The sequence below is a fragment of the Novosphingobium sp. 18050 genome (assembly GCF_902706195.1).
Lineage (GTDB): Bacteria > Pseudomonadota > Alphaproteobacteria > Sphingomonadales > Sphingomonadaceae > Novosphingobium.
Genome location: NZ_CACSJO010000005.1, coordinates 41,097 through 56,178 on the forward strand (window position 1 = coordinate 41,097; position 15,082 = coordinate 56,178).

The following is a 15,082-nucleotide window of genomic DNA, read 5'->3' on the forward strand; positions in this document are numbered from 1 at the left end:
AACAGACAGCGGACGGGACTATGCCCGCCGCTGCCTGGCCCATCCGGTCGGCTCACATCACGCCGATCACCAGCGCCCCGTCGCCATCCTCGATGTGAAGGTGCGACCCATCGGGCACTTCGCCCGCCAGCAGCTTTTCGGCGAGCGGGTCCTGCAGGTAACGCTGGACCGCGCGCTTCAAAGGCCGGGCGCCGTAGACCGGATCGTATCCCACCCGCCCGAGCCAGCGCTTCGCGGCATCGCTGAGGTCCAGCACGATCTTCCGGTCCTTGAGCAGCTTCTGCACCCGCGCCACCTGGATATCGACGATCGGTCCCATGTCCGCCTGCCCAAGCCGGTGGAACAGCACGATCTCGTCGAGACGGTTGAGGAATTCGGGCCGGAAATGCCCGCGCACCACTTCCATCACCTGCGGCTCGACCACGTCGACATCCTGCCCTTCGTCGAGCTGGGTGAGGTACTGGCTGCCCAGGTTCGAGGTCAGAATGATGAGCGTGTTGGTGAAGTCCACCACCCGGCCCTGCCCGTCCGTCAGGCGTCCATCGTCGAGCACCTGCAGCAGCACGTTGAACACGTCCGGGTGCGCCTTCTCGACCTCGTCGAACAGCACGACCTGGTAAGGGCGCCTGCGCACGGCCTCGGTCAGCACACCGCCAGATTCGTAACCGACATAGCCCGGAGGGGCGCCGATCAGGCGGGACACGGCGTGCTTTTCCATGAACTCCGACATGTCGATGCGCACCATCGCGGTGTCGTCGTCGAACAGGAACCCCGCGAGCGCCTTGGTCAGTTCGGTCTTGCCGACACCCGTGGGGCCGAGGAACAGGAACGAGCCGAGCGGCCGGTTCGGATCCTGAAGCCCTGCGCGAGCACGCCGCACCGCCTTGGACACGGCGGACACCGCGTCCTTCTGGCCAATGACGCGCGCGCCGATGATCGCCTCCATCTTGAGGAGCTTCTCGCGCTCGCCCTCCAGCATCTTGTCGACTGGCACACCGGTCCAGCGGCTGACGACGCCGGCGATGTCGTCCTCAGTCACTTCCTCGCGCAGCAACGCATTGCCGGCAGAGGCCTGCGCATCGCCCAGCTGCTTTTCCAGTGCCGGGATCGTGCCGTAGGACAGCTCGCCCGCGCGGGCGAGGTCGCCCGAACGCTGCGCCTGTTCCAGTTCGATGCGCGCGGCGTCCAGCTTCTCCTTGACCTTGCTTTCGGCGGCGATCTTGTCGCGCTCGTTCTGCCAGCGGGTAGTCAGTTCGCTCGACTGCTGTTCGAGGTTGCCCAGTTCACCGCGCAAAGTGGCGAGGCGGTCCTTCGATGCCTCGTCGCTCTCCTTGCCGAGCGCCATTTCCTCGATCTTGAGCTGGATGATCCGGCGGTCGAGCTTCTCGATTTCCTCCGGCTTGGACTCCACTTCCATGCGGATACGACTTGCGGCCTCGTCCATGAGGTCGATCGCCTTGTCGGGCAGGAAGCGGTTGGTGATGTAGCGGTGCGACAGGGTCGCCGCCGCCACGATAGCGCCGTCGGTGATCCGCACCCCGTGGTGCAGCTCGTACTTCTCCTTAAGCCCGCGCAGGATCGAGATCGTGTCCTCAACGGTCGGCTCGCCCACGAACACCGGCTGGAAACGCCGCTGCAGCGCCGCGTCCTTCTCGACGTACTTCTGGTATTCATCTAGCGTGGTCGCGCCGATGCAATGCAATTCGCCGCGGGCCAGGGCGGGCTTAAGCAGGTTGCCCGCATCCATCGAACCTTCCGAGGCCCCCGCGCCGATCAGCGTGTGCATCTCATCGATGAACAGGATGATCTGGCCATCCGCGCCCTTCACTTCGTCGAGCACGGCCTTCAGGCGCTCCTCGAATTCGCCGCGGTACTTGGCGCCCGCGATCAGCGAGCCCATGTCGAGCGACATCAGGCTGCGATCCTTCAGGCTGTCGGGCACGTCGCCATTGGCGATGCGCAGCGCGAGGCCTTCGGCGATAGCGGTCTTGCCCACGCCGGGATCGCCGATCAGCACCGGGTTGTTCTTTGTGCGCCGGGCGAGAATCTGAATGGTGCGGCGGATTTCCTCGTCACGCCCGATGACCGGGTCGAGCTTACCGCTACGCGCCGCCTCGGTGAGGTCGCGGGCGTACTTCTTCATCGCGTCGTAGGCGTTTTCAGCGCCTGCGCTGTCTGCGGTGCGGCCTCCGCGAAGTTCGGTGATCGCCGTTTCCAGCGATTGCGCGGTGACATTGGCGGCCTTCAGCGCTTGCCCCGCAGGCGTGGTGGTGGCGAGCGCGAGGCCCAGCAGCAACCGCTCCACGGTGACAAAACTGTCGCCCGACTTGGTCGCCGCCTGCTCCGCCGCGTCGAGCACGCGCACGGCATCGTTATCAAGCCCCGGCGCGCCCGCCGCGCCGCTGCCCGATACCGCCGGCACCTTGGCCAGCGCACGGTCGAGTTCCTGCACTGCGAAAACAGGGTTGCCGCCCGCGCGCTTGATGAGCCCGGCGGCCATGCCTTCGGGATCGTCGAGAAGGGCCTTAAGGATATGTTCGGGTGCGATGCGCTGGTGGTTCAAGCGGATCGCGACGGTCTGCGCGGCCTGCAGGAATCCCTTGGCGCGGTCGGTGAATTTTTCGAGATTCATGGGTAGTGTTGCCTCCTGACCTCGTCGATATGGTGTTGCAATTGTGCAACACAAGAGCCGCTACAGGAAATTTTCCCTGCGCCGTACTCTCGTCCATTCAAGGTCGAAGCGCCTTGATCGTTCTCAAGAAAACAGCGCCGAAGCGAGCTGGAGCAGAGATGGGTGTACCGCGCGAAATTGCCAGAGGGCTTCGAATAACAGGTTCGCTGGGGCGGTAATGAACAGTGCTTTCGATCAAGACTTGGCCTTGGCCGGGTGCCTCGCCTAGCCTCTGCGCGATAATCCAAAGGGAAGAGGCAACAATCGTGGCAAAATTCACTCCCCAGCAGGCGGCAGATGTGCTTGCGGTCAAGCAAGTGGTCTATGAGTGGGGCGACGAGCTGGACGTCAACAACGGCCTGTCGATGCGCACCAGCGACTGCCTCGCGCAGGATGTACGCTACAACGTGGGCGGCCAGTGGCGCGAAGGGCTGGAAGCGGTTGAGGCCTTCTACAGTGGCCGTGCCGAGGCGATGCGCAGTGGCGCGGGGCTGATGACGATGCGCCACATCATCACTTCCCTGCGTGTCAGCTTCGACGATGCGGACCACGCCAAGGTCGGCTATCTGCTGGTGTTCTTCGCAGCGCTGGGGGACGGACCTTTCGACAAGTACTGCGATCCTCTCGCCGTAGCGGACGTGAAGATGGAATGCCGTCGGGACAAAGACGGCGAATGGCGCATTTCGATGTTCGATTCGGGACAGATCTTCAAGCGGGGGTGAAGGCGCGGGCGGGGCAACCCTGCGGTTGCCCCGCCAGGACCAAACCCATGTTCCGCATCGCCCCCGCGCAGGCGAGAACCCGGTTTTTTCCTGAAACGTTGCGTAAAGCAGCAATACCCCGCCTTCGCGGCGGGCTGCGGAATTTTGTCGGCCGAATGCAAGCCGCCACACCGCATTGAAGTAACGCGAACATCTCCGGCAGGATGGTCCATCATACCCGCCGTTTGACGCTGGCCCTCGCCAAACAAGCTGCTAGGCTGGGCCCATGCGACCGTCCCCTACGTCGAGCCTGAGCGCTCTCGCCGCCGTCCTTGCCCTTTCCGCCTGCGCCACCGCAGGTCCGCCGGGAACGCCGCCGGCACCCGCCGTCTCACCGGGACAGGAAAACCGCTCTGCCACCACGCCCGGCCCCGTAGCAGGTGCAGTCTCTGCGGAAGAACTCGTCTCGCGCGTCGACATTCCCTTCGAAAAGTTCGTGCTACCCAACGGGCTGACCACGATCGTCCACACCGATCGCAAGGCTCCGATCGTCGCCGTCACGCTCTATTACAAGGTCGGCTCCAAGAACGAGCCGCGTGGCCACACCGGATTCGCGCACTTGTACGAGCACTTGTTCTTCGGCGGATCGGCCAATGTGCCGAGCTTTGACATTCCGCTGGAGGGCGCGGGCTCCACGCCGACCAACGGCTCCACCTGGTACGATCGCACCAACTATGTGGAGACGGTGCCCACCGGCGCGCTCGATCTGGCGCTGTTCATGGAGAGCGACCGTATGGGCGCCCTGCTGCCCGCCGTCTCCCAGGACAAGCTCGACAAGCAGCGCGGCGTTGTCCAGAACGAGAAGCGCCAGGGCGACAACCAGCCTTACGGCCTTGCCGAATATGCCGTGGCCGACGGGCTGTTCCCGGTGGGCCACCCCTACCGCCATTCGACCATCGGCTCGATGGCCGATCTCGACGCCGCCACCCTGACCGACGTGCGCAAGTGGTTCACCGACCACTACGGCCCCAACAACGTGGTGCTGGTACTATCGGGCGACATCGACGCGGCCACCGCAAGGCCCAAGGTCGAAAAGTGGTTCGGCCAGGTCCCCAAGGGCCCGGAAGTGGCGCCGGTTCAGGCCGGTCCGGTCACGCTGCCCGCGCCGATCTCACGCGACATGACAGATCAGGTTCCCGTGCTGCGCCTTACCCGCCAGTGGAGCGGCCCTGGGCTCAACGACGCAGACTCCCCGGCGCTGCGCATCGGCATGCATATCCTGGGCGGCCTTGCCAGTTCGCAGCTCGACAACGCGCTGGTGCGCGGATCGCAGCAGGCAGTATCGGTCAGCGCCTCGGCGCAGGTCCACGAACAGGTCAGCATGCTTGAAGCCTCGATGGACGTGAAGCCCGGCGTCGAACGCGCCGCCGCCGAAGCCGCCCTCGACAAGGTCATTACCGATTTCGTCGCCCGGGGCCCGAGCGAGGACGAAGTACGCCGCGCCGTCGTCAGCACGCTGTCGGCCGAAATCGGCGGGCTGGAACAGGTCGGCGGGTTCTCCGGCAAGGGCGCAACCCTGGCCGAAGGGCAAGTCTATTCGGGCGATCCCGCCAAGTACAAGACCGACCTCCTGGCCATCGCCGCGCTCTCACCGCAGACCGTCCACGCGGCACTGCGCAAGTGGCTGAGCCGCCCGGTCTACAAGCTCGCCATCGTGCCGGGTGCCCGCACCGAAAACGGCGACGTCATGGGCGGCTGGGGCGACGAAAAGGCAACCGCCGCTCCGCCGGCAGACGCCCGCGCCAAGGCGCCCAAGCTGGCCCCCGCGCCCAAGCGCACCTCCCCCCCGGTCGCGCCGGTGGGCGAACTCGCCTTCCCGGCGATCGAGCGAACCACGCTGTCAAACGGCATCCCGGTGGTGCTGGCGCGCCGCACCGCCGTGCCCAAGCTGGTCCTCTCGATCGACTTCGACGCAGGCTTTGCCGCCGATGCGCTCGACACGCCCGGAACGCAGGGCCTGATGCTCGACATGCTGGAAGAAGGCACCAAGACCCGCAACGCCACCCAGATCGCCGAGGAGCAGGAGCGTCTGGGCGCCTCGATCGGCACCACCGCCAGCCTCGATACCAGCAGCGTGATGCTCAGCGCGCTTAGCGCCAACCTGGCGCCTTCGCTGGCGTTGACCACCGACCTACTTCTGAACCCTGCCTTCGCGCAGGCCGATTTCGACCGTACGCGCGGGCAGGCCGAAGCCGAACTGGCGCAGGCCGAATCGACTCCCTCCGCGCTTGCTGCACGCACGCTCAGCAGTGAACTCTACGGCAGCCATCCTTATGCCCAGCCGGGCGACGGCCTTGGCACCAGGCTCTCGCTCACCGCGCTGACCCCGGCGGCCCTGCGGGCGGCCCATGCCAAGTGGCTGCGCCCCGATCTGGCCCGGATCACAGTGGTCGGCGACGTCACCATGGCGGAACTGAAACCGCTGCTGGAAAAGGCGCTCGGCGGGTGGAAAGCCCCGGCCGCGCCCAAGCCAGTCAAGGTGCTCGATGCGCAGACGCCCGCGCCTGCCTCGCGCATCGTGCTGATCGACCGGCCCAATTCGCCGCAGTCGGTGATTTACGCCGGGCGCGTCCTGCCGCTCACCGGCCGCACACCCGGCGAGGAGCCGCTGATGCTGGCCAACGACGTGGTCGGCAACGGTTTCCTCTCGCGCCTGAACGCCGACATCCGCGAGGACAAGGGCTGGAGCTACGGCGTCCGCACCGGCGTCACCCAGTCCATCGGCCCGCGCGCACTGCAGGTCATGGCTCCGGTGCAGGCGGACCGCACCGGCGATTCTATTCGCGCAATCATCAAGGACATGTCGTCCTTCCCCGCGAAGCAGCCGGTCTCTGCCGAAGAATACCAGCGCGTCACTGAAGGCGCGATCCGCGCCCTACCCACCCAGTTCGAAACCAATGGTGCCGTTCTGTCCGCCATCGTCAAGAACGACCGGCTGGGGCGGCCCGAAGACTACTACGTGCGCCTCGCAGCGACCTACCGCGCCATCGACGCCAGGCGGATAGGCGCGGCGGCAGGGCAATATCTGCAACCCGCCGACCTGACCTGGGTGATCGTCGGGGACCGCAAGATCGTGGAACCGCAGCTCAAGGGGCTGGGTTTACCGGTAGAGGTCCGCGAGGCCCCCACCGCCGCCGGTGACGAAGGCGAACAAGAGTAAGGAGTACCCGAATGTCTGTTGCAGGAACCTACGACTGCGTGACCAATACGCCTCTCGGCAAGCAGAAAGGCGTGCTCACCGTGGTGCCCGGCGAAGCGAACAGCTTCACTGGGCACATCTCGGGCGACCTGGGCAACATGGATGTCACCGATGGCCGGATCAGCGGTCAGTCGCTGGTGTGGTCGATGAAGATGACCATGCCGATGCCGATGGACCTCGATTGCCAAGCAATCGTTGAAGGTGACAGCCTGACCGGGCAGATCAAGGCGGGCATGTTCGGCTCGATGGAACTGACGGGGACGCGGCAGGCCTGAGGGCACGCCGCCCGAATACACGAAAGCCCGGCACCGCGCGCTCAATTGGGCGCAGTACCGGGCTCCCTCACCCCCCCAGGTGAGCTCGTGCGGCAAGGTCGGAGTGCCCCCGCGCCGCAGCGTCGGTCTCCGACCATGCCTATACGCGCGCTTCGCACAGGCGGCATCTGGTGTACGCAAGCCGCGTACATGTCATGGAATAGTTGGAAAGCCCCCCGTCCTTCTGGCGCAATCGATAACATCAGCATTGCCGAAAACAAGCGTATTATTGCGGAAACGCCGGATGGCTGCCCTTGGCGATGCTTAACAACGCCAGGGTGTTACGCAGGTGCAACACGAAGCTGCACAGGAGGGGTTTCCAGGAAGGCGGCGGCAACCCCGGGTCGCCGCCGCGTAACTGCCTCAGCCTAGCTTGGACTTGAGGATTTCGTTGATGACGCCGGGATTGGCCTTGCCCTGCATTGCCTTCATCGTCTGCCCGACGAAGAAGCCGAACAGCGCAACTTTGCCGCCCCGATACTGCTCCACCTTGTCGCCATTGGCAGCAAGGATCTCATCCACCTTGGCTTCGATCGCGCCGGTGTCGCTTTCCTGCTTGAGGCCCTCGCGCTCGACAATGACGGTAGCGCCGTCGCCGGTCTCCAGCATGATCTCCAGCACCTGCTTGGCGATCGAGCCGGAAATCGTGCCCTTGCCGACAAGCGCCAGCAGTTCGGCTGCCTGTTCATGGCTGACGGGCGATTCGTCGAGCGACTTGCCAAGCTTGTTCAGCGCGCCGAACAGTTCGGAAATCAGCCAGTTGGCCGCCTGCTTGGCGACCTCGGCGGGCTGCTTGCCCTGAGCCAGAGCGGTCTCTGCCAGCAACGCTTCGAACCAGCGGAAGGTGTCGACGTCGGCGGTCAGCACGGCGGCGTTGTAGGCGGACAGGCCCAGTTCGCCTTCGTAGCGCGCGCGCTTGGCGTCAGGCAGTTCGGGGAGCGAGGCGCGGCAGTCCTCAAGGAATGCGTCTTCCAGCACCAACGGCAGCAGGTCCGGGTCCGGGAAGTAGCGATAGTCGTGCGCGTCTTCCTTCGAGCGCATCGAGCGCGTCGAGCCCGTGTTCGGATCGAACAGGCGCGTTTCCTGGACGATCTTGCCGCCGCCCTCTATCACGTCGACCTGACGGTTCGCCTCGTGCTCGATCGCCTGCATGACGAAGCGCACCGAGTTGACGTTCTTCGTCTCGGTACGGGTGCCCAGTTCGTCACCGGGGCGGCGTACCGACACGTTGACGTCGGCGCGCATCGAACCCTGGTCCATGTTGCCGTCGCACGAGCCGACATAGCGCAGGATCGTGCGCAGCTTGGACAAGTAGGCACCTGCTTCGGCCGGGCTGTTCATGTCCGGACGGCTGACGATTTCCATCAGCGCCACGCCCGAACGGTTGAGGTCGACATAGGACATCGTCGGATGCTGATCGTGCATCAGCTTGCCCGCGTCCTGCTCGACGTGGATACGCTCCACGCCGATGACCTTGGCCTCCGGGATGCCGGCCTTCTCGTCCGCTTCGATAGTCAGGCTGCCCTCACCCACGATCGGGTGGTAGAGCTGGCTGATCTGGTAGCCCTGCGGCAGATCAGCGTAGAAGTAGTTCTTGCGGTCGAAGCGCGACCACTTGTTGATCTGCGCGTCGATGGCCATGCCGGTGCGCACAGCCTGGCGAATGCACTCGCCATTGAGCACGGGCAACATGCCGGGCATCGCCGCGTCGATCAGCGACACCTGGCTGTTCGGCTCCGCCCCGAAGGCCGTGGCCGAGCCGGAGAACAGCTTGGAATTGGACGTGACCTGCGCGTGGACTTCAAGGCCGATCACGACCTCCCAGTCCCCGGTGGCGCCCTGGATGCGATACGTGCTCATATTACCACCACTTCTCAGGCTTGGCCGTGAACCCGGCGCGGGCTTCGATCGCGAGACCGGCATTCAGCACGCCCTGCTCGTCGAGCGGGCGGCCGATGATCTGCAGGCCAAGCGGCAGGCCCTGTGCGTCGAGCCCCGCAGGCACCGACATCGCCGGCAGGCCGGCCAGCGAAGCCGGCACGGTGAACACGTCGTTGAGGTACATCGACAGCGGATCGTCGACATTCTCGCCCAGCGCAAAGGCGGCGCTCGGCGCGGTCGGGGTCAGCAGCACGTCGACCTGCTCGAAGGCCTTCGCAAAGTCCTGCGAGATCAGCGTGCGGACCTTCTGGGCCTGCGTGTAATAAGCGTCGTAGAAGCCCGCCGAGAGCACATAAGTGCCGATAAGGATGCGGCGCTTCACTTCGTCGCCAAAACCGGCTGCGCGGGTGGCGGCGTACATGTCCTGAAGACCGGCGCCGTCCGGCAGATCACGCAGGCCGTACCGCACGCCGTCATAGCGCGCGAGGTTCGAGGACGCCTCGGCAGGCGCGATGATGTAGTACGCGGCCAGCGCATACTTGGTGTGCGGCAGCGAAACCTCGACCACCTCGGCGCCCGCGTCCTTCGCCCAGGCAATGCCCTGCTCCCAGATCGCGTCCACTTCGGCAGGCATGCCATCGACGCGGTATTCGCGCGGGATGCCGACCTTCTTGCCCCTGAGATCGCCCGAAAGGCTGGCCGTCCATGCCGGAACCGCGAGGTCGAGGCTGGTCGAATCCTTGGGATCGAAGCCCGCCATCGCCTCCAGCATGATCGCGCAGTCGGTGACGTCGCGCGCCATCGAACCGGCCTGGTCGAGCGAGCTGGCATACGCCACCACGCCCCAGCGCGAGCAGCGGCCATACGTGGGCTTGATGCCCACGGTGCCGGTGTAGGCGGCAGGCTGACGGATCGAGCCGCCGGTGTCGGTGCCGGTGGCCGCAGGCGCAAGGCGCGCCGCGATCGCTGCCGACGAGCCGCCCGAGGAACCGCCCGGCGTCAGCTGCGCGTTGCTTCCGGGACGCTGCCAAGGCGAGATCACGTTGCCGAAATAGCTAGATTCGTTCGAGGAGCCCATCGCGAACTGGTCGAGGTTGAGCTTGCCGAGCATGCCGGCGCCCGCTTCCCACAGCTTGCGCGAAACGGTCGATTCGTATTGCGGCACGAAGCCTTCCAGCATGTGGCTGGCGGCAGTGGTCTGCACGCCTTCGGTGGCGAACAGGTCCTTCATGCCGATCGGCACGCCGGCCATCGGGCCAAGCGCCTGACCGGCACTGCGTGCGGCGTCGACGGCCTTTGCCGCTTCAATCGCTTTTTCAGGGGTCGCGACGATGAAGGCGTTCAGCGCATCCTGTGCAGCGGCGACGTTGGCGTTGAACGCCTCGGCCACTTCGACGGCGGAAAACTGGCCGGCAGCAACGCCGTCACGGATGGCGGCAACGCCAAGATCGGTAATTGAGTTGGACGAATTTGGCATTATTCGATCACCTTGGGCACGCCGAAGAAGCCATGCTGCGCGGCGGGGGCATTGGCCAGCACGGCGTCGCGCCGGTCGCCGCCAGTCAGCGGGTCGGCGTTGATGACGTCTTCGCGCAGGCGCAGGGTGTTGGGGATGACGGCGGTCATCGGCTCGACGCCGGTGACGTCGACTTCGCCGAGTTGCTCCACCCAGGCGAGAATTCCGTTCAGCTCGGGCACCATCGCCTCAAGCTCGGCTTCGCTCACCTTGAGGCGCGCGAGGCTGGCGATCTTCGCCACGGTTGCGGTATCGACCGACATGGCTTTCCTTCACGGGTTAGCCCGGCGCGCAAGGCTTGGCGCCGGGGCGGTATTCGATTGCGCGCGCTAGCATCGGGGCTGCCCGGCTTCAAGCACGGGCGCGCCGGGAGCTGCGGCTATTGGCCCGGCTGCGGTGCCGGAGCGGGTGCCTGCCCTTGCGGTTGTTGCTCCGCCGTCTGCTCGGCGTGCATCTGCTCCATCAGCACGGCGATTTCCTCGGGCGTCTTGAAATCGAGCAGCTCGATCTCGAAGACGAGGGTCGCATTCGCCGGGATCGGGCCGGATGCCTGCGCACCATAACCCAGTTCCGGCGGGATGGTCAGTTTGTAGCGGCCGCCGCGCTGCATCTGCACGAGCCCCAGCGCGAAACCGGGCACGACTTCGTCGAGCGCCATCGGCATCTGCTGGTTCTGATCGAAGACAGTGCCGTCCGGCAACATGCCCTTGTAATTGATAAGCACATAGGAATGCTCGGGCGGCTTCTCGCCGGTTCCGGGGGTCAGCGTTTCCACGCTGACCTTGGGAGCGACAGGCGCAGCCGCTGGAGCAGGCGCGGCCTGCGCGAGCGCGGCCCCCGAAGGCACCGCTGCTGCGAGAACGAGGGCTGCCAGCCGGCCTGCGTTACCGAGAATCATCGACGCGATCAGGGCTGGGCCGGAGCCGGCATCGCACCGGGAGCACCGCCCTGCTGCTGCATCTGCTGCATCTGCTGCATAATGCGCTGCTGCTGCTGGATCTCGGCAAGGCTCCGGTAGTCGAGCAGTTCGACTTCGAACTTCAGATCGGCATTGGCGGGGATGGGCGAACCGGCAGGCGGATTCGCGCCGTAGGCCAGCGCTGCGGGAATCTCGACCATGTACTTGCCGCCGCGCTGCATCTTCATAAGCGCCTTGCTGAAGCCGGGCACGAACTGCGCGACCGGATTCGGATAGCCCTTGTTCTGGTCGAACACGGTGCCGTCCTGAAGCATGCCCTTGTAGTTGATGAGCACGACATCTTCCATCGTCGGCGAATCACCCGTGCCCGCGCTCAGCGTCTTCACGGTCGGAGTCGGCGGCAGGGCCGCATAAGCGATGCCGCCGGCTGCCAGAGCCACCACAGCGACGCCGAGCCAGATCTTCGTAAGCGAACCCTTGGTGATCGGCTGAAGCGCAACGCGGGTAATCTCTGTCATGGACCTGCCTCGTATTCGAAAATTGTGGATTCGCGCCCGAAAGTTGAATGCACAAAGGGCGCGGAAATGAAATTCCGCGCCCTCATGGCTCAACCCGGCGCGGCGTTCAAGCCGCAAGCCGTGATTTCGAGGTGCCCTGCGGAAAAGCGCAGGAAACAGCGCTTACTTGGCGCCGTCACGCTCCATGCGCTTACGCTCCAGCTTGCGGGCGCGACGCACAGCAGCGGCCTTTTCACGGGCGCGCTTCTCGGACGGCTTCTCGAAGTGACGGCGCAGCTTCATTTCGCGGTACACGCCTTCACGCTGCAGCTTCTTCTTGAGCGCACGAAGAGCCTGATCGACGTTGTTGTCGCGAACGAGAATTTGCATAAACCGACACACCTCACAAAATACGAACGAGGCCCGCCCCACACCTTTCGGCGAGGCGAACCGCGAATCCTAGAGCCAAACCAAGGCCGCAACCAGCGAAGGTACGGCTCGAATGGCGGGCCCGTTACCAAAGCGACGCCTTGAAGACAAGTCCTAAGGGTCAATCGGCTCTGCAAAAGGACCGGGAAAGGCCATCAGGCCCCGGCCGATACCGCCATCACGTCACACTCTTATATAGCAATACGCCTGCCATGCCCACTACGTTTGGAAATTCGCCGATTCGCGTCTAAGGCGAGCGCCATGCCCCAACCTTCCTTTCTTGCAGCCTCGTTATACGTGGCGTGCGGCGGTGCCTTCGGGTCCTGGCTGCGCTTCCTCGTCTCGCGGGGATGGAGCGCCGCGCTCGGCACTGTGCGCGCCGGGGCCTTTCCCTATGGCACGCTTACGGTGAATATCCTCGGCAGCCTGGCGATGGGCTTGCTCGCAGGCGCGCTTGCAGGATTCGGGCAAGGTAATGGGTTGCACGGCGAAGCGACACGCCTGCTGCTCGCCGTCGGTGTGCTCGGCGGCTTCACTACTTTCTCGTCGTTCAGCCTCGACACCGTTGCGCTCATCGAGCGCGGCGATATCGGTACGGCTGCACTCTATTGCGGCCTTTCGCTGGCCGCGGGTTTCGCCAGCCTGTTCATCGGCCTTATCATGATGCGGAGCGTGGCATGAAGCCCGGCAATACCCCCGAAAATACCGATTCCGTCCGCCAGTTCACTGTCGGCAAAGACGATGAAGGCGTGCGCCTCGACCGCTGGTTCAAGCGTCACTTGCCCAATATCGGCTTTGCCATGGTTTCGCGCTGGGCGCGTACCGGCCAGATCCGCATCGACGGCAAGCGCGCCGATGTCGACACCCGGCTCGCCGCCGGACAGATCCTGCGCGTACCTCCGGGCGGCGAGGCAAAGCCGGGCCTCGGCGGCGCCGACATGCCGCGCCGCGAACTGACCGAGGAAGAGATCGCGCTGGCCGATTCGATGGTGCTGACGCAGGACCGCGCCGCCATCGTGCTGAACAAGCCGCCGGGCCTCGCCACGCAGGGCGGCTCAGGCCAGAAGGAGCACGTCGACGGCCTGCTCGACGCCTATGTGGAACGCGGCCCCCGCCCGCGCCTCGTCCACAGGCTCGACAAGGACACCTCGGGCGTCCTGCTGATCGCCCGGACGCCTGGCAGCGCGGCATTCTTCTCCAAGCGCTTCTCGGGGCGCACTGCCAAGAAGATCTACTGGGCGCTGGTGGTCGGTGTGCCGCACATCCATGAAGGCCTGATCGAACTGCCCCTCGCCAAGCAGCCGGGCACCGGCGGCGAGAAGATGCATGTCGACGAGAAGGAAGGCCAGACCGCACGCACCCGCTACCGTGTGATCGACCGCGCCGGCAACCGCGCGGCATGGGTAGAACTGCACCCGCTGACCGGCCGCACCCACCAGCTGCGCGTGCACATGGCGGCAATCGGCCACCCGATCGTCGGTGACGGCAAGTACGGCGGTCAGGAAGCCTTCCTGACCGGCTCGATCAGCCGCAAGATGCACCTGCACGCACGCCGCCTGATCATCGAACACCCGGACGGCACCCCGCTGGACGTGACCGCGCCCCTGCCCGAACACTTCGCAAATTCGCTGGAGCAGCTCGGGTTCGAGGAATCCGAAGGCGAGATGCCGGAAGAGGCATCGACCGATTTCACCAAGGAAGAGCGCAAGAAGGCCGCTAAGCAGCACGCCAAGGAATACCGCAAGGAACGCCGCGGCGAGCGCCATAACCGCAGCGACAGCCCTTCGGGCCGGGTGCGTTCGGGCAAGCCTTCGGCCAAGCCCGGCGCCAAGGCGATCGGCAAGCTGGGCGGCAAGCCGGTTGGCAAGCCCGGCGCAAAGCCGGCAGGCAAGTCCTTCGGCAAGCCGGCGGGCAAGCCTTCGGGGCCGCGCGCCGGTGGCCCCTCGGCTCGGCCGGGCGGCGGCAAGCCTGCCGGTGGGCGCAAGCCGACCGGAGCGCCCCGAGGCGCACCGCGCGGCCGGGGCTGATAGGCGATGAAGCTGGCGGTATTCGATTGCGACGGCACCCTGGTCGATGGCCAGGCGCCGATCTGCGAGGCGATGGAGGCGGCATTCGCCGCCTTCGCGCTGCCCGCACCCTCGCGCGGGGCGATCCGGCGCGCGGTCGGGCTCTCGCTCCCGCAGGCGATCCGCCAGCTGCTTCCCGAATCGGATGCCGAGCGCCAGAACGCTATGGCCGAGGCCTACAAGCTCTCCTTTCGCTCCGCGCGTGAACACGGCCGCGTCGCCCAGCCGCTGTTTCCCGGTATCGAGGACACCCTGCGCGGCCTGCACGGCGCAGGCTGGACACTGGGCGTGGCTACCGGAATGTCGGACAGGGGCCTGACCCACTGCCTTGCCGCCAATGGCATCGCGGACCTTTTCGTCACGCTCCAGACCGCCGACCGGCACCCGTCCAAGCCGCACCCCGCAATGCTGGAGCAGGCGCTGTCCGAGGCAGGCGCCCAGCCGGGCGAGGCGGTGATGATCGGCGACACCGTCTACGACATACAGATGGCTGCAAGCGCGCAAGTCCGCGGCATCGGGGTCGACTGGGGCTATCACCACCCGCGCGAACTGACCGAAGCAGGCGCCGAGATCGTGGTCGAAACGCCTGCCCAGCTTCTGGCGCATCTGCTGAAATGAGCGACCCGGCCGCCGCCCGCTTCGCCATGATCCAGGTGACCCGCATCTTCGGCGTCGCCTGTGTGATCGCAGGTATGCTGATGGCAAACGGACGCCTGTTCGCGGGCGCGCCGGTGTGGATCGCCTACCTGCTCATCGCCAATGGTATCGTCGATATCTTCGTCATTCCGGTGATAATGGCCCGCAAGTGGCGCACCCCCAAATAAAGCGA

14 protein-coding genes are annotated in these 15,082 nt (G+C 65.5%); 7 read left to right on the forward strand and 7 right to left on the reverse strand.

The features are described 5' to 3' along the window. Nucleotides 1-52: 52 nt before the first annotated feature. Nucleotides 53-2,632 carry an ATP-dependent chaperone ClpB gene (gene clpB / locus GVL61_RS07300; RefSeq protein WP_159978515.1) on the reverse strand — a complete coding sequence of 860 codons (2,580 nt, stop codon included), beginning with the start codon at nucleotides 2,630-2,632 and terminating at the stop codon, nucleotides 53-55. A 305-nt stretch (nucleotides 2,633-2,937) separates the two neighbouring features. Here clpB and GVL61_RS07305 point away from each other — a divergent pair, with 305 nt between their 5' ends. The 3 genes from GVL61_RS07305 (at nucleotide 2,938) to GVL61_RS07315 (ending at nucleotide 6,906) form a co-directional block, all read left to right on the forward strand. Beyond that, nucleotides 2,938-3,393, forward strand: a complete 456-nt coding sequence (locus tag GVL61_RS07305) for a nuclear transport factor 2 family protein (RefSeq protein ID WP_159978517.1) — start codon at nucleotides 2,938-2,940, stop codon at nucleotides 3,391-3,393. 265 nt (nucleotides 3,394-3,658) lie between these two features. Further along, complete coding sequence (locus tag GVL61_RS07310; RefSeq protein ID WP_159978519.1) at nucleotides 3,659-6,592, forward strand: pitrilysin family protein; 2,934 nt, start codon at nucleotides 3,659-3,661, stop codon at nucleotides 6,590-6,592. Between the two features lie 11 nt (nucleotides 6,593-6,603). Further along, entirely contained in the window at nucleotides 6,604-6,906 is a 303-nt protein-coding gene (locus tag GVL61_RS07315) for a hypothetical protein (protein ID WP_159978521.1), read from the forward strand. 402 nt (nucleotides 6,907-7,308) lie between these two features. Here GVL61_RS07315 and gatB read toward each other — a convergent pair whose 3' ends face one another. The 6 genes from gatB to rpsU all read right to left on the reverse strand — a co-directional run bounded on the left by gatB (nucleotide 7,309) and on the right by rpsU (nucleotide 12,148). Further along, nucleotides 7,309-8,805, reverse strand: a complete 1,497-nt coding sequence (gene gatB / locus GVL61_RS07320) for an Asp-tRNA(Asn)/Glu-tRNA(Gln) amidotransferase subunit GatB (RefSeq protein WP_159978523.1) — start codon at nucleotides 8,803-8,805, stop codon at nucleotides 7,309-7,311. 1 nt (nucleotide 8,806) lies between these two features. Continuing rightward, nucleotides 8,807-10,303, reverse strand: a complete 1,497-nt coding sequence (gene gatA, locus GVL61_RS07325; protein ID WP_159978525.1) for an Asp-tRNA(Asn)/Glu-tRNA(Gln) amidotransferase subunit GatA — start codon at nucleotides 10,301-10,303, stop codon at nucleotides 8,807-8,809. Continuing rightward, a complete protein-coding gene (gatC, locus tag GVL61_RS07330; RefSeq protein ID WP_043976262.1) occupies nucleotides 10,303-10,605 on the reverse strand; it encodes an Asp-tRNA(Asn)/Glu-tRNA(Gln) amidotransferase subunit GatC in 303 nt (100 codons plus the stop codon). The genes gatA and gatC overlap by 1 nt, the downstream gene beginning before the upstream one ends. A gap of 116 nt (nucleotides 10,606-10,721) precedes the next feature. Further along, nucleotides 10,722-11,240, reverse strand: a complete 519-nt coding sequence (locus tag GVL61_RS07335; RefSeq protein ID WP_159978527.1) for an FKBP-type peptidyl-prolyl cis-trans isomerase — start codon at nucleotides 11,238-11,240, stop codon at nucleotides 10,722-10,724. Between the two features lie 8 nt (nucleotides 11,241-11,248). Further along, the gene (locus GVL61_RS07340) at nucleotides 11,249-11,779 is read right to left on the reverse strand and encodes an FKBP-type peptidyl-prolyl cis-trans isomerase (protein ID WP_159978529.1); all 531 of its coding nucleotides are present in this window, start codon (nucleotides 11,777-11,779) and stop codon (nucleotides 11,249-11,251) included. 162 nt (nucleotides 11,780-11,941) lie between these two features. After that, nucleotides 11,942-12,148, reverse strand: coding sequence for a 30S ribosomal protein S21 (gene rpsU, locus GVL61_RS07345; protein ID WP_043976268.1), 207 nt, complete (start codon nucleotides 12,146-12,148; stop codon nucleotides 11,942-11,944). A gap of 300 nt (nucleotides 12,149-12,448) precedes the next feature. Here rpsU and GVL61_RS07350 point away from each other — a divergent pair, with 300 nt between their 5' ends. From GVL61_RS07350 to GVL61_RS07365, 4 genes are read left to right on the forward strand one after another with little or no spacing between them, the layout of a single operon-like run. Beyond that, complete coding sequence (locus tag GVL61_RS07350) at nucleotides 12,449-12,868, forward strand: CrcB family protein (protein ID WP_159978531.1); 420 nt, start codon at nucleotides 12,449-12,451, stop codon at nucleotides 12,866-12,868. Beyond that, nucleotides 12,865-14,214 carry an RluA family pseudouridine synthase gene (locus GVL61_RS07355; RefSeq protein ID WP_159978532.1) on the forward strand — a complete coding sequence of 450 codons (1,350 nt, stop codon included), beginning with the start codon at nucleotides 12,865-12,867 and terminating at the stop codon, nucleotides 14,212-14,214. The genes GVL61_RS07350 and GVL61_RS07355 overlap by 4 nt, the downstream gene beginning before the upstream one ends. 6 nt (nucleotides 14,215-14,220) lie before the next feature. Beyond that, complete coding sequence (locus GVL61_RS07360; RefSeq protein WP_159978534.1) at nucleotides 14,221-14,871, forward strand: HAD-IA family hydrolase; 651 nt, start codon at nucleotides 14,221-14,223, stop codon at nucleotides 14,869-14,871. Next, entirely contained in the window at nucleotides 14,868-15,077 is a 210-nt protein-coding gene (locus tag GVL61_RS07365; protein WP_159978536.1) for a hypothetical protein, read from the forward strand. Before GVL61_RS07360 ends, GVL61_RS07365 begins: the two co-directional genes overlap by 4 nt. The last annotated feature ends 5 nt before the right edge of the window (nucleotides 15,078-15,082 follow it).

Bases quoted from the DNA above. Each gene is read 5' to 3' on its own strand.
- clpB (WP_159978515.1), bottom strand. From the start codon at position 2,632: ATGAATCTCGAAAAATTCACCGACCGCGCCAAGGGATTCCTGCAGGCC.
- GVL61_RS07310 (WP_159978519.1), top strand. From the start codon at position 3,659: ATGCGACCGTCCCCTACGTCGAGCCTGAGCGCTCTCGCCGCCGTCCTT.
- GVL61_RS07315 (WP_159978521.1), top strand. From the start codon at position 6,604: ATGTCTGTTGCAGGAACCTACGACTGCGTGACCAATACGCCTCTCGGC.
- gatB (WP_159978523.1), bottom strand. From the start codon at position 8,805: ATGAGCACGTATCGCATCCAGGGCGCCACCGGGGACTGGGAGGTCGTG.
- gatA (WP_159978525.1), bottom strand. From the start codon at position 10,303: ATGCCAAATTCGTCCAACTCAATTACCGATCTTGGCGTTGCCGCCATC.
- gatC (WP_043976262.1), bottom strand. From the start codon at position 10,605: ATGTCGGTCGATACCGCAACCGTGGCGAAGATCGCCAGCCTCGCGCGC.
- GVL61_RS07335 (WP_159978527.1), bottom strand. From the start codon at position 11,240: ATGATTCTCGGTAACGCAGGCCGGCTGGCAGCCCTCGTTCTCGCAGCA.
- GVL61_RS07340 (WP_159978529.1), bottom strand. From the start codon at position 11,779: ATGACAGAGATTACCCGCGTTGCGCTTCAGCCGATCACCAAGGGTTCG.
- rpsU (WP_043976268.1), bottom strand. From the start codon at position 12,148: ATGCAAATTCTCGTTCGCGACAACAACGTCGATCAGGCTCTTCGTGCG.
- GVL61_RS07350 (WP_159978531.1), top strand. From the start codon at position 12,449: ATGCCCCAACCTTCCTTTCTTGCAGCCTCGTTATACGTGGCGTGCGGC.
- GVL61_RS07355 (WP_159978532.1), top strand. From the start codon at position 12,865: ATGAAGCCCGGCAATACCCCCGAAAATACCGATTCCGTCCGCCAGTTC.
- GVL61_RS07360 (WP_159978534.1), top strand. From the start codon at position 14,221: ATGAAGCTGGCGGTATTCGATTGCGACGGCACCCTGGTCGATGGCCAG.
- GVL61_RS07365 (WP_159978536.1), top strand. From the start codon at position 14,868: ATGAGCGACCCGGCCGCCGCCCGCTTCGCCATGATCCAGGTGACCCGC.